Source organism: Streptosporangium sp. NPDC004631, assembly GCF_053601935.1.
On record NZ_JBSGCR010000047.1, the window covers coordinates 18,065 to 30,894 of the forward strand.

Here is a 12,830-nt window from a genome sequence, read left to right on the forward strand (position 1 = left end):
TCCTCGCCGCTACAACGCCGACAATAGCGGGTTTCTCACCTTCTCCGGCAGCCCTGGGCCCTGGGGCCTCAACCGGCCGCGGGGCCGGTCCGCTGAGAGCGGGCAGATGCGTACAGACACACCGCGGCGGCGGTCGCCAGGTTGAGGCTCTCGGCCCGCCCGTGGATCGGCACCCGGACCACCTCGTCGGCCAGCCCGAGGATCTCCTCCGGCAGGCCCCACGCCTCGTTGCCGAAGATCCAGGCCGTCGGCCCGGACAGGTCCACGTCGTCCAGCGTCCGCTCACCCGCGCCGTCGGCGGCGAGCACCCGCAGCCCGGCGTCCTTCAGCCTCCGTACGGCCTGCGCCACCGGAGCCCCCGTGACGACCGGGAGGTGAAACAGGCTGCCCGCGCTGGCCCGTACGCACTTGCCGTTGTAGGGGTCCACCGAGGCGTCGGTGAAGAGCACCGCGTCGGCGCCGGCGGCGTCGGCGGTGCGCAGCACGGTGCCGGCGTTGCCCGGATCGCGGACGTGGGCGAGCACGGCCACCAGCCGGGCGCCGGGGGCGACCGCGGTCTCCAGGGGCACATGCACGAACCGGCACACCGCGAGCAGCCCCTGCGGGGTGACGGTCTGGGCGAGCTCGGCCATCACCTCGCCGCTGGCCCGGTGCAGGGGCACCCCGGCCGCGACGGCCGCGGCGACGATCTCGGCGTGCCGCAGCTCGGCCTCGGCGGTGGCGAACAGCTCCACCACGACGCCCGTCAGCGCCAGCGCCTCGCGGACCGCCTGCGGCCCCTCGGCGAGGAAGGAGCGGTCACGGTCCCTGAAGGCCCGCTTGGTCAGCCGCCGCGCGGCCTTGACCTTCGGTGACTTGATGTTGGTCAGCTCGGATCCCGCCATGCCTGTCCCCCCAGAATGCGAATGCGGCCCACAGCGTGATCGCTGTGGGCCGCATGGTGGTCGGTGCCGGACTCAGCCGGCGACCGGCGCGTTCACGTCGGCCGGGAGCGCCTTCTTGGCGGCCTCGACCAGAGTCGCGAACGTGGCGGCGTCGTTGACCGCGAGGTCGGCCAGGATCTTGCGGTCGACCTCGATGGAGGCGAGCCGCAGCCCCTGGATGAGGCGGTTGTAGGTGATGCCGTTCTGGCGGGCGGCGGCGTTGATCCGCTGGATCCAGAGACGGCGGAAGGTGCCCTTGCGGTCCTTGCGGTCGCGGTAGGCGTAGGTCATCGAGTGGAGCATCTGCTCCTTGGCCTTGCGGTACAGCCTGGAGCGCTGCCCCCGGTAACCCTTCGCCCGCTCAAGAACGACCTTGCGCTTCTTCTTGGCGTTGATCGCCCGCTTCACGCGTGCCATGTGTATCTATCTCCCCGGGGGCCGTTACTTAGCGAGCAGCTTCTTGATCTTCTTGGCGTCGGCGTCGGAGAGCACGACCTCGGACTTGAGACGACGCGTCAGCTTGGACGACTTCCACTCGTTGTAGTGCGCGCGGTTGGCACGGCGGCGCTTGATCTTGCCGGAGCCGGTGAGCCGGAACCGCTTCTTCGCACCGCTGTGCGTCTTCATCTTCGGCATCTCAGCCGTCTCTCCCTCGATCGTGCCGATGCCCCGGGCCGGTAACCCAAGTCAAGGGCATGCCTGACTGCGAGACCGGACCCGGCCTCGGCTTCGTCCCGCGACTACCTGTGTGGTTCAGGTCGTGCGAGTCACTCCTGCGGGGCGGACACCTGGCTGTCGACCGGTGTCCGGTCCTCCGCGGGCTCCTCGTCACGCCGCGCCTTGGCCGCCGCCTTCTCGGCCTTGGCCTCGGCCTTCTTCTTGTGTGGCCCGATAACCATGATCATGTTACGACCGTCCTGCTTCGGCTGGGACTCGACGAAGCCAAGCTCCGTGACGTCCTCCGCCAAGCGCTGCAGGAGCCTGAAGCCCAGCTCGGGCCGGGACTGCTCCCGCCCGCGGAACATGATCGTGACCTTGACCTTGTCCCCCGCCTTGAGGAACCGCACCACGTGACCCTTCTTGGTCTCGTAGTCGTGCGGGTCGATCTTCGGCCGGAGCTTGATCTCTTTGATGATCGTGTACGCCTGGTTGCGCCGCGCCTCACGTGCCTTCATCGCGGACTCGTACTTGAACTTGCCGTAGTCCATGAGCTTGCACACGGGCGGGCGAGCCGTGGCCGCGACCTCAACGAGGTCGAGGTCGGACTCCTGAGCCAGCTTCAGAGCATCGCCGATGGAGACGATGCCAACCTGTTCGCCGTTCGGACCGACGAGGCGGACCTCGGGGACGCGAATACGGTCGTTGATGCGGGGCTCGGCGCTGATGGGGCCTCCTAGGTTGCGATCCGCCGCCGTCTTCGCAGGCGGCTTCCACATACTCGATCGTGCCGGGAGGTCGCGGAACACAGGCCGTTTCCAGGTCGGGAAGCGCGAAATGCCCCGCACGTCGCGCACGCGGGGCCACATGAGCTCATCAGCTTCGACGCCGTAAGCTCGCCGGATTTACCCGGTGTGATCCTTGACCTGTCCACCTCACGGTCGACCAGGTGGGAGGTGAGCCTCCGCTTGCGCGTCCAGCAGGCATGCCGGACCGATCGAGTGATTACTCTACCACAACCACGCAGGCCCACCGAACCATCCCGGCCCCGGCCCCGGCCCCGAGGGGCCGCGTTCCGCGTGTCAGCTCGCCGGGGCGGCCCGCCTGACGATCTCCGCCTTGCCTGCCGCGCGCATCGCCTCCACCGGGACGCCACTCCGGCCGGTCATCATCTCGACCTGCCGGACCGCCTGATGCAGCAGCATGGGAAAACCGCCGACCACGATGCCGCCGTGGGCGGCCACGGCCGCCGCCAGGCGCGTGGGCCACGGCGTGTAGACCACGTCGAAGAGCGCGGGCACCCGGGCCAGCAGGCCGGCGAAGCCGTCGGCGGCCCCGGCGGGCAGGGTCGAGACGACCAGGTCCGCCTCCGGGACCGTACCGAGCCGATCGAAGGTCCGCACCCTCAGGGTCATGCCCAGCCGCTCGGCCGCCTCGGCGGTCTCCCTCGCCCTGGCCGGGTCGCGGACCACCAGGTCGGCCTCGTGCAGCCCCAGCTCGCGCAGGGCCGCCAGCGCCGAGGCCGCCGTCGCCCCCCCGCCAAGGATCGTCGCCTGCCCGGGCCGGGGCACACCGGCCTCGGCGAGCGCCTGGACGATGCCGTGAACGTCGGTGTTCTCGCCGTGGCCGGCGCCGTTCGAGAAGATCACGGTGTTGGCCCCGCCGACCTCGACCGCGAGGTCGGAGACCGTGTCGAGCAGCGGCAGCACGGCGCGCTTGAGCGGCATGGTCAGCGACAGGCCCGCCCATTCGGGGCCGAGCCCGCCGATCAGGGCGGGCAGCCCGGCCTCGTCGCACTCGATCGCCTCGTAGCGCCAGCCGTACAGGCCGAGGCCCTCGTAGGCGGCGCGGTGCAGGTGCGGCGAGAGCGAGTGGGCGACGGGCGAGCCGAGTACGGCCGCCCTCACCCTCCATTCCTCCGGTTCCTCTCGAACTCCGCCTTGAGCTGGAGGAACTCGGCCTCGGTCGAGGCGAACTTGGTGATGCCCCGCTTCAGGTCGGTGGTCACGAACCAGCCCCAGGTCCCCTCGGCCGGGTTGAGCGCGGCCTGGATGGCGTGGTCCCCGGGGTTGACGATCGGGCCGGGCGGCAGGCCGGGCCACATGTAGGTGTTGTAGGGCGACTTACTCGCCAGGTCCGCGTTGGTGGCGGAGACGCCGTACTTGTTCAGCCCGTACATCACCGTGCTGTCCATCTCAAGCTTGCGCCGCCCCTCAAGGCGGTTGTAGATGACCCGGGCCACCTTGGCCATGTCCTCCACGTTGCCCGACTCGGCCTGGACGATGCTGGCGATCGTCATGATCTCGTGAGGCGTGTGGCCGAGGTTCTTCGCCTCCCGTACCAGGCCGTCCCTCTCCGCGGTCTGATTGAAGCGATCCACCATGAGGGTCAGGATGTCGGCGGGGGTCATCTTGGGGGTGATGTCGTAGGTGGCGGGGAAGGCGTAGCCCTCCAGCCGGCCCTTGGCGTAGCCGGGCAGGCCCAGCGCCTTGACGTTCCTGGCCGCCTGCTGGAACTCCTTGAGCGGCTTGCCGGTGTCCTTGGACAGCTTCACCAGGGTGTCGGAGAGCCTGAGCCCCTCCTTGAGGGTGACCCTGTCCAGCAGCCGCCTGTCCGGGTCGAGCAGCTTGACGGCGGCGGCGGCGGACATCTGCTTGCGCATGGGGTACTCGCCCGGCTGCAGGGAGGCGCTCTTGCCCGCGTCGGCGATGGCGCCGGCGAAGGTCCTGGCGCTCTTCACCACGCCCTGGGCCTCCAGGGTCTGGGCGACGTCGGAGGCGCTCTGCCCGTCCTTGATCTCCACGATGACCTCGCCGGTGCCGTCACCGGTGTAGTCGTCGGGGGTCATCACGCTGCGCAGCCAGGTGTACCCGTAGAAGCCGGCCGCGCCGACACCGCCCAGCAGGATGATGATCGCGAGCATCGGGGCCAGGAAACGCCCCCGGCTGCGGCGCCGCCGCCGGCGACGGCCTCGCCGTCCGGAGGACGCGCGGGACGAACGCCGCGACCCATCGTCGTCCTCGGCGCCGACCAGGAAGTCAATATCGAGATCGTTCATAGATGCGCTGGCCAATCTCCCGGTAGGGACGGCCTGGCGTCAAGCGGGTCTGCCAAACCGAAGGGGGACACCGGGCCAAACATCCCGGTTCGCCGGGCACCCCCACGTGGCCTGCCGAGGCAGGTCGCCACATGCGGCGGAACGGAGGGGGTTCCGCCGGACATCAGTGCGTCCCAAGGTATCTGTTCAGCTCTTCCCGGTATCTCACAAACTCACTCTCTTTATCAGTGAATTTCGTGATTCTATGCTCCGGATCGGTGGTGACAAACCAGAACCAATCACCTCGGCCTGGCTGGAGAGCAGCTCGCAGCGCCTTCTCCCCGGGGTTCCCGATGGGGCCGGGCGGCAGGCCGGGCCCCAGATAGGTGTTGTACGGAGACCTCACCTTGACGTCCTGCTCCGACACCTTCAGGCTCCTGCGCCGCTGAGCGTAGAGCACCGTGGTGTCGAGCTGGAGCGGGCTCCCGGCCTTGATCCGGTTGTAGATCACTCTAGCGATCTTCGGATAGTCCGCGTCCCTCCCGCCCTCCGCCTGGACGATGCTGGCCACCGTGACGGCCTCCAGCGGGGTGAGGCCCCCCTCGACCGCCCGGCTCTCCAGGTCGAGTTCGGCCGCCGCGCTTTTGAAACGTTCCACCATGGCCCCGAGCACCTCCCCGGGGGTGGTGTCGGGCTCCACCTCGTAGGTGGCGGGGAACAGGAACCCCTCGGCCCCCTTGGCGTAGGCGGGCAGATCAAGCTTCCGAAGGTCCTGCGCCGCCCTGGCCAGGTCCGCCCTCCTCATGCCGGTTCCCGTGGCGAGCCGGTCGAGCAGCTCCGACAGGCGCAGTCCCTCCGGGATGGTGACCCGCCGCACCAGCCGGGAGGTGGGGGCGGTCAGCAGGTCGAGCGCCGCGGCGGCCGACATGCCCTTGCGGAGGCGGTAGTGACCGGGCCGCAGGCTGCCCGCCCTGGCACGCTCCTCGGTCACCACGACGAAGGCCCTGGCGCTCGCCACCACCCCGGCGTCGGCCAGCGTCGAGGCGATCTCCCCGGCGCTGGCGCCCTCGTCGATCTTCACGGTGACCGCACCGGAGCCGGACCCCTCGAAGTCGTCGGGCGAAACGTACGGCTTGACCAGAACATACCCTCCGAGGCCCAGCGTGACGGCCACCACGGCCGCTCCGCCCGCCAGCAGCCACAACGACCGCGGGGAGATCACCGAGCGGCCCCACCACTCGGCTCCTCGCCGGGTTTCCCACCCGGTGGCCCGACGGCCGTGCCCGGTGGCCGGCCGGTGGCGCGCTCGCTGTCCAGCGCCGCCTGGAGCAGCACGATGGCCGCCGCCTGATCCACCACACCGCGCTGATTCCTGGCCTTCACCCCGCTGGCCCGCAGGCCCTGCTGGGCGGTGACCGTGGTCAGCCGCTCGTCGAACAGCCGGACCGGGACGGGGGCCAGCCGCGCCGAGATCCGGGCCGCGAAGTCACGGGCCGCCTCGGCCGCCTGGCCCTCGCGTCCGGAGAGCGAGGTCGGCAGACCGACCACGACCTCCACGGCCTCGTACTCGGCCGCGATCTCCGCGAGCCGCTCCAGGTCGCCCCGGCCTCGCCGTACGGTCTCCACCGGCGTGGCCAGCAATCCGGAAGGATCGCTACGGGCCACGCCGATACGGACCGAGCCGACATCGACCCCCAGCCGAATGCCGCTTCTCATCATCTCTGCCTCTGCCTCCGAGCCGCGTCCGACTCGCAGACGTCGCCGATCGTCAGGCGAGCGCCTGCGCGATCGCCTGCTCGACGGCGCCCAGCGCGTCGCCAATCGCCTCAGGACGGACTCCGCCGCCCTGGGCGACGTCATCCTTACCGCCACCCCCACCCCCGAGCGCCTTGGCCGCGACGCCGACGAGTCGGCCGGCCTTCAGGCCTCGCGCGCGTCCCACCTCGTTGACCGCGGCGACGACGACGGGCCGGTCGTTGGGGACACCGGCGACGACGACGACCGCGGCGCGGTCGCCCGGGAACCGGCCGCGCACATCGAGGGCGAGCTTACGCAGGTCGTCGGGGGAGGTTCCATCAGGCGCGCGGTGCGTCACGACGGAGACCCCGTGCAGGTCACCGGCGTTTGCCGCCATTTCCCCCGCCATCGCGAGGACCTGGGCGGAACGGAGCCTGTCCAGCTCCTTCTCCGCCGCGCGCAGCCGGGTGACAATGCCCTCGACCCGCTCGGGCAACTCCTCCCTGCGGGCCTTGAGCTGCTCCGACAGCTGGGCGACGAGGACGCTCTCGCGGGCCAGGAAGCGGAACGCGTCCAGACCGACCAGGGCCTCCACCCGGCGCACACCCGCGCCGATCGAGGACTCGCCCAGCACCTTGACCAGACCGAGCTGGCCGGAACTGGCCACGTGGGTGCCGCCGCAGAGCTCGCGGGAGTAGTCGCCGACCTCGACGATGCGGACGGTCTCGCCGTACTTCTCGCCGAACAGGGCCAGCGCGCCCATCGCCCGGGCCTCGGCCTGGGAGGTGTGGAAGGCGTTGACCTTGAGGTCGTTGATCAGGATCGCGTTGACCTCGTCCTCGACGTCGCGCAGCACGCTGGGCGGCACGGCGCCCGCGGCGGTGAAGTCGAAGCGGAAGCGGCCCGGCGAGTTCTCCGAACCGGCCTGCGCCGCCGTCTCGCCCAGCGCGTTGCGGAAACCGCGGTGCACCAGGTGGGTGGCGGTGTGACTGCGGGAGATGGCGCGGCGACGTTCGACGTCGATCTCGGCCTGGGCCTGGGCGCCCACCCGGATCTCACCGGCACGGACCTTGCCTCGGTGCACGACGACACCGGCGAGGGGGGACTGCACGTCCACGATCTCGACCTCGGCGCCGTCGGCGCGGACGAGCCCCTGATCGGCGAGCTGGCCACCGCCCTCGGCGTAGAACGGGGTGCGGCTCAGCACGACCTCGACCGTGGTGCCCGCGCCCGCCGCCTGGACCGGGGCGCCGTCGACGAGGAGGCCGATGACCTCGGTCTCCGCGGTCACCTGGTCGTAGCCGAGGAACTCGACCCTGCCGGTCTTCTCCAGGATCCGGCCGAACACCGAGATGTCGGCGTTACCGGTCTTCTTGGCGGCGGCGTCGGCCTTGGCCCGGTCGCGCTGCTCCTTCATCAACCGGCGGAAGCCCTCTTCGTCGACCTTGAGCCCCTGCTCGGAGGCCATCTCCAGGGTCAGGTCGATCGGGAAGCCGTAGGTGTCGTGGAGCTGGAACGCCTGGTCTCCGGCGAGCGTGCCCCTCCTCTTGCGCTTGATCTCCTCCACCGCCACGTCGAAGATCGCGGTGCCGGTGCGGAGGGTGCCCAGGAAGGAGGACTCCTCGGCGTCGATCACACCGTGGATCTGCGGGGCGTCGGCCTTGAGCTCGGGGTACTGGTCGCTCATCACCTCGATGGTCACCGCGGTCAGCTCGTGCATGTAGCGCTCCTCGCCCGCGCCCAGCAGGCGCAGGTTGCGGACGGCGCGGCGCAGGATTCGGCGCAGCACGTAACCCCGGCCCTCGTTGGAGGGCAGCACGCCGTCGGCGACGAGCATCACGCCGGTCCGCACGTGGTCGGCGATGACCCGCAGTGAGACGTCGGCGCGCTCGCCGCGACCGTAGCGCGTCTTGGTGAGTTCGGCGGCCCGATCGAGGATCTTGTAGGTGGTGTCGATCTCGTAGATGTTGTCGACGCCCTGCAGGATCGCCGCCATCCGCTCCAGGCCCATACCGGTGTCGACGTTCTTGGCGGGCAGCTCGCCCAGGATCGGGTAGTCCTCCTTGGCGCCGCCCGGCCCGCGCTCGAACTGCATGAAGACGTTGTTCCACACCTCCAGGTAGCGGTTCTCGTCGGCGATCGGGCCGCCCTCACGTCCGTACTCGGGACCACGGTCGTAGTAGATCTCGGTGCACGGGCCGCAGGGGCCGGGCACGCCCATCGACCAGTAGTTGTCGGCCATGCCCCGGCGCTGGATGCGCTCGGCCGGAACGCCGACCCTGTGGTGCCAGATGTCGTAGGACTCGTCGTCGTCGTGGTAGACGGTGACCCAGAGCCGGTCGGCGGGGAAGCCGAAGCCGCCCTCGGACTCGGACCTGGTCAGCAGCTCCCAGGCGAGCGGGATCGCCTGCTCCTTGAAGTAGTCGCCGAAGGAGAAGTTGCCGAGCATCTGGAAGAACGTGGCGTGCCTGGTGGTCTTGCCGACCTCGTCGATGTCGGGGGTGCGGACGCACTTCTGGGCGCTGGCGGCCCGGGCGAAGGGCGGCTTCTGCTGCCCCAGGAAGTAGGGCTTGAAGGGCACCATGCCTGCGGGGACCAGAAGCAGCGTCGGATCCTCGGCGATCAGGCTGGCCGAGGGCACGACGGTGTGCCCACGCTCCTCGAAGAAGCGCAGGAAGCGGCGGGCGATCTCTGCCGACTCCATGTCAGCGGCCATCCTTTACCTGGTAGTTGTAGGGGTTTTCAACACTGTCGAGCCCGAACCTGGACCGCAACTCGATTTCCCGTTTGGCCGCGCCCTCCAGGGCGTCGCCCGCGAAGTCCCGCGCCTGGTCCAGGATCCCGGCGGCGCCGCGTGCCGCGCGCCGGGCCAGATGGTTCGGATGCAGTGACTGAAGCTTACGCATCGCCCACAGCGCGCAGAACGCGCCCAGGGACATGTAGAAGAGCCGCCGGATCACCGCCGCCGTCCCTCCAGGACCCTGGCGCCCCGCCGGGCGCGCCCTCGGGCGGACAGGGCCTGCCGGACGCCGTGGCCGAGCGCGGCAAGCTTGATCAGCGGCCCGGTGACGAGGGTCTGGGTGACATCGCTGATCTTGGCGGCATGCCCGCTGATCTGCTTGACGTCCCGGGTGATGGCCTCGACGGCCACCAGCCGGCTGTTGGTCTCGCCGACGGTGACCGTGACGTCCTCCAGCAGCGGCACCACGCGCTCACCCAGCTCGGCGACCATCTTGGTGGTCTCGGTGAGCAGCCGGGCCAGCTTGACCAGGACCACGGCCAGGAAGCAGACCAGGATCGCCCAGCCCATGGCGACGATCAGTCCGGCGACCTCTCCTGCGGTAAGCATGCGCCGATCTCCTCGATTGACCCGGCTGGAATAGGAGAGACCTTACCGCGTCTTGCCCCGCTCCCCCGGCATGCCGTCTCGCGGCGGGCCCACCGCCCGCGGGTCCCCGGCCTCCGGTCGACGGCTACCGGCCGCGCAGGAAGGCGCGGATCCGGGACCAGCGGTCGGCGAAGCCCGCCTCGGCACCGTGCCGGGTGGGCTGGTAGTAGCGGCGGTCGCGCAACTCCTCCGGGATGTAGTCCTGACGGACCAGGCCGTGCTCGAAGTCGTGGGGATACCTGTAGTCCTTGCCGTGGCCGAGCGTCCTGGCCCCGGGGTGGTGGGCGTCGCGCAGATGGTTGGGGACGCGGCCGATGTTGCCGCGCCGTACGTCCTCCGAGGCGGCGCCGATGGCGTTGATCACCGCGTTGGACTTGGGGGCCAGCGCGCAGTGCACCACGGCCTGGGCCAGGTTCAGCCGCCCCTCGGGCAGGCCGATGAACTCCACCGCCTGAGCCGCGGCCACCGCGACCTGCAGGCAGGTCGGGTCGGCCATGCCGACGTCCTCGGAGGCGAAGACGACGATTCTGCGGGCGATGAACCGGGGATCCTCACCGGCCTCGATCATCCGGGCGAGGTAGTGCAGCGCGGCGTCGGCGTCGGAGCCCCGCATGCTCTTGATGAAACCGCTGATCACGTCGTAGTGCTGGTCGCCCTGACGGTCGTAGCGGACGGCCGCCCGGTCCACCGCGCGCTCCACCACCTCGACGGTGATCTCCTCCTCGGCGATCAGCGCGGCGGCCTCCAGGTAGGTGAGGGACCTGCGGGCGTCTCCCCCGGCCAGCCGTACCAGGTGCTCGACGGCCTCGGGCGCCAGCCGTACCCTCCCGTCCAGGCCGCGCGGGTCGGCGGCCGCGCGTTCCAGCACGCCGCGGATGTCGTCGTCCGACAGCGACTCCAGGGTCAGCAGCAGCGAGCGGGACAGCAACGGCGAGATGACGGAGAAGAACGGGTTCTCGGTCGTGGCGCCGATGAAGGTGACCCAGCGGTTCTCCACCGCCGGTAGCAGGGCGTCCTGCTGGGCCTTGTTGAAGCGGTGCACCTCGTCCACGAACAGCACGGTCTGGCGGCCGGACATGCCCAGCTCGCGCCGGGCCTGCTCGATGGCCGCGCGGACCTCCTTGACGCCCGCCGACACCGCGGAGACCTCGACGAAGCGGCGCTCGGTGACGCCCGCGACCACATAGGCGAGGGTGGTCTTGCCGGTCCCCGGCGGGCCCCACAGGAACAGCGACATCGGCGCCTCGGCCTCGACGAGTCTGCGCAGCGGCGTTCCCGGCCCCAGCAGGTGACGCTGGCCGATCACCTCGTCCAGGCCGCGCGGGCGCATCCGCACCGCCAGGGGTTCATGGCCGCGGTGGGCCTCCTCGGCCGCCGAGTCGAACAGGCTGTCCACGGTCCGACAGTACCGTCAGGACATCGGGGCCGGATCCGCCCCGGGTGTCAACGGGACCTCTCAGGAGCCCCAGACCGCGATGGCCCCGGTGTGCCCGGCACGCAGCACGTAGTAGCCCACCACCGCGGCCAAGACCACCGTGAGCACCGAAAGGACCGTCCCCACCGGGCGGGGAGGGCGGTCGGCCCGCGACGAGACGTAGACGAGCACCAGCGCGACCAGGCCCAGGGCGACGGCGCCGACCAGCAGCGGGGTGGCCTGCGCCTCGTGCTCGGTGAGGCGCCGGGCGAGCACGTCGTCGACCGAGGCGAAGCGCCCCTCCTTGAGCTCCTCACCGCTCTCCTTGGCCGCGAGGACCGCCACCGGGACGACCACCGCGAGCGGGATCACCGCCCAGGTGAGGACCGCGCGGGTGCGCGGAAGCAGCGCGTACACGGTGGCCAGCACCGCCAGGAGCGGGGTCAGGACCACGGCGGCATGGATGATCAGGGGATGGGCGGGCAGGCCCAGGATCTCATCGAACACGCGGCTGCTCCCGTTCGTGGGCGGTTGGTGTCACCGAGCAGGAAATCTCACCACGGACAGGCCTTGGAGCGCACCAGGTCACCCGTGTTTTCCCCTCCAGCCACACTGAGCGAATTGCGTCACTTACATCTAGCACACGCCAAGGCCGGTACGCTTTCGCCCAGTTGATAGTCATGTAACGGTAATTCTGGAGGACATAGCGGTGAGCGGCGAGGACCGCCAGAGTGAGCTGGCGCGGGAGCACAGAGAGCGGCAGCTCCAGCGCGGCCGGCAGACGGGCAAGCCGAGGCGGAACAGCCTCATCGGGGCCGGCGTCGCGGTGGTCGTCGTGGCCGGAGGTCTGACCGCCGCCGTGGCCCTCCTCGGGGGAGAGAACAAGGGCAAGACCGGCGACAGGCCACTGGCCGCGGGCAGCTCGGCTCCACCCTCCGAGATCCCCTCCCTGCACCCCACGCCCACCGCGTCGGCCAACCTTGGCAAGGTGACCTGCTCCTACCGCAAGGACACCAGCGGCAGCCCCGCCAAGTACGTGGGCATGCCGCCGGCCAAGCCCAACCTGAAGCTGAAGACCATGACGATCACCACCAACCACGGTGACGTAGTGATCGACCTCGCCACCGCGCAGGCGCCCTGCGCCGTGAACTCCTTCGCCTTCCTGGCCGGGAAGAACTTCTTCGACAACACCAAGTGCCACCGGCTGGCCACCCCGGAGAACTCCGGGCTCGGCCTGCTGCAGTGCGGTGACCCCCAGGCCAAGGCCGACGGCAAGAACCCCACCGACGGCCAGGGCAGCTCGGGCTACGTCTTCAACGACGAGAACCTCGGCGGCCTGCCGTACACCAAGGGCACGGTCGCGCTGGCCCAGGCCCCGGAGGCGGCCAACCAGAACGGCAGCCAGTTCTGGATCTCCCTCTCGGACGAGACCGCCCAGCTCCAGCCGGACTACACGCCCTTCGGCACCGTCTCCAAGGGCATGGACATCCTCGACAAGGTCTTCACCGGCGGGTGGATCACCAACCCTGAGGACATCACCGGCGACGGCGGCTCCAACGCCCCCAAGATCCCAGTGATCATCAAGGACGTGCTGCTCTCCTAGACCTCTCGGAAAGGTCTCCCTCTTCTCCCACATATCCGCGAAGATCCGCGGCAACGCCGAGACGGTCCTGC

Annotated in this window: 14 protein-coding genes; 1 reads left to right on the forward strand and 13 read right to left on the reverse strand. The window is 70.2% G+C overall.

The features are described 5' to 3' along the window. Positions 1-68 precede the first annotated feature (68 nt). The 13 genes from ACWEF2_RS29830 to ACWEF2_RS29890 form a co-directional block, all read right to left on the reverse strand. A complete protein-coding gene (locus ACWEF2_RS29830; RefSeq protein WP_453819649.1) occupies positions 69-884 on the reverse strand; it encodes a TrmH family RNA methyltransferase in 816 nt (271 codons plus the stop codon). 72 nt (positions 885-956) lie between these two features. Continuing rightward, entirely contained in the window at positions 957-1,340 is a 384-nt protein-coding gene (rplT, locus tag ACWEF2_RS29835; protein WP_012892552.1) for a 50S ribosomal protein L20, read from the reverse strand. A 24-nt stretch (positions 1,341-1,364) separates the two neighbouring features. Further along, positions 1,365-1,559, reverse strand: coding sequence for a 50S ribosomal protein L35 (rpmI, locus tag ACWEF2_RS29840; RefSeq protein WP_355599815.1), 195 nt, complete (start codon positions 1,557-1,559; stop codon positions 1,365-1,367). A gap of 131 nt (positions 1,560-1,690) precedes the next feature. Further along, positions 1,691-2,359 (reverse strand): translation initiation factor IF-3, encoded by a 669-nt coding sequence (infC, locus tag ACWEF2_RS29845; protein WP_453819650.1) that lies wholly within the window; start codon positions 2,357-2,359, stop codon positions 1,691-1,693. Between the two features lie 303 nt (positions 2,360-2,662). Beyond that, positions 2,663-3,487 (reverse strand): shikimate dehydrogenase, encoded by an 825-nt coding sequence (locus tag ACWEF2_RS29850; protein ID WP_453819651.1) that lies wholly within the window; start codon positions 3,485-3,487, stop codon positions 2,663-2,665. Continuing rightward, entirely contained in the window at positions 3,484-4,638 is a 1,155-nt protein-coding gene (gene mltG / locus ACWEF2_RS29855) for an endolytic transglycosylase MltG (RefSeq protein WP_355599812.1), read from the reverse strand. The genes ACWEF2_RS29850 and mltG (ACWEF2_RS29855) overlap by 4 nt, the downstream gene beginning before the upstream one ends. A 163-nt stretch (positions 4,639-4,801) precedes the next feature. Beyond that, positions 4,802-5,839, reverse strand: coding sequence for an endolytic transglycosylase MltG (mltG, locus tag ACWEF2_RS29860; RefSeq protein WP_453819652.1), 1,038 nt, complete (start codon positions 5,837-5,839; stop codon positions 4,802-4,804). After that, the gene (gene ruvX / locus ACWEF2_RS29865; protein WP_453819653.1) at positions 5,836-6,333 is read right to left on the reverse strand and encodes a Holliday junction resolvase RuvX; all 498 of its coding nucleotides are present in this window, start codon (positions 6,331-6,333) and stop codon (positions 5,836-5,838) included. The genes mltG (ACWEF2_RS29860) and ruvX overlap by 4 nt, the downstream gene beginning before the upstream one ends. A gap of 52 nt (positions 6,334-6,385) precedes the next feature. Beyond that, positions 6,386-9,058 (reverse strand): alanine--tRNA ligase, encoded by a 2,673-nt coding sequence (gene alaS / locus ACWEF2_RS29870; protein WP_453819654.1) that lies wholly within the window; start codon positions 9,056-9,058, stop codon positions 6,386-6,388. 1 nt (position 9,059) lies between these two features. Continuing rightward, positions 9,060-9,314 (reverse strand): hypothetical protein, encoded by a 255-nt coding sequence (locus ACWEF2_RS29875; protein ID WP_355599809.1) that lies wholly within the window; start codon positions 9,312-9,314, stop codon positions 9,060-9,062. After that, positions 9,311-9,703, reverse strand: a complete 393-nt coding sequence (locus ACWEF2_RS29880; protein WP_355599808.1) for a DUF948 domain-containing protein — start codon at positions 9,701-9,703, stop codon at positions 9,311-9,313. The genes ACWEF2_RS29875 and ACWEF2_RS29880 overlap by 4 nt, the downstream gene beginning before the upstream one ends. 124 nt (positions 9,704-9,827) lie before the next feature. Next, positions 9,828-11,138: a replication-associated recombination protein A gene (locus ACWEF2_RS29885; protein ID WP_355599804.1), complete on the reverse strand. Its 1,311-nt coding sequence runs from the start codon at positions 11,136-11,138 to the stop codon at positions 9,828-9,830. A 60-nt stretch (positions 11,139-11,198) separates the two neighbouring features. Further along, positions 11,199-11,663 carry a hypothetical protein gene (locus ACWEF2_RS29890; RefSeq protein ID WP_453819655.1) on the reverse strand — a complete coding sequence of 155 codons (465 nt, stop codon included), beginning with the start codon at positions 11,661-11,663 and terminating at the stop codon, positions 11,199-11,201. 202 nt (positions 11,664-11,865) lie between these two features. Between ACWEF2_RS29890 and ACWEF2_RS29895 the strand changes: the two genes are divergently transcribed. Next, positions 11,866-12,759 carry a peptidylprolyl isomerase gene (locus ACWEF2_RS29895; RefSeq protein WP_453819656.1) on the forward strand — a complete coding sequence of 298 codons (894 nt, stop codon included), beginning with the start codon at positions 11,866-11,868 and terminating at the stop codon, positions 12,757-12,759. Positions 12,760-12,830 lie beyond the last annotated feature (71 nt).

Coding starts and splice junctions, on each gene's coding strand:
- rplT (WP_012892552.1), bottom strand. CDS start 1,340: ATGGCACGCGTGAAGCGGGCGATCAACGCCAAGAAGAAGCGCAAGGTC.
- infC (WP_453819650.1), bottom strand. CDS start 2,359: ATGTGGAAGCCGCCTGCGAAGACGGCGGCGGATCGCAACCTAGGAGGC.
- ruvX (WP_453819653.1), bottom strand. CDS start 6,333: ATGAGAAGCGGCATTCGGCTGGGGGTCGATGTCGGCTCGGTCCGTATC.
- rpmI (WP_355599815.1), bottom strand. CDS start 1,559: ATGCCGAAGATGAAGACGCACAGCGGTGCGAAGAAGCGGTTCCGGCTC.
- ACWEF2_RS29880 (WP_355599808.1), bottom strand. CDS start 9,703: ATGCTTACCGCAGGAGAGGTCGCCGGACTGATCGTCGCCATGGGCTGG.
- ACWEF2_RS29830 (WP_453819649.1), bottom strand. CDS start 884: ATGGCGGGATCCGAGCTGACCAACATCAAGTCACCGAAGGTCAAGGCC.
- alaS (WP_453819654.1), bottom strand. CDS start 9,058: ATGGAGTCGGCAGAGATCGCCCGCCGCTTCCTGCGCTTCTTCGAGGAG.
- mltG (WP_355599812.1), bottom strand. CDS start 4,638: ATGAACGATCTCGATATTGACTTCCTGGTCGGCGCCGAGGACGACGAT.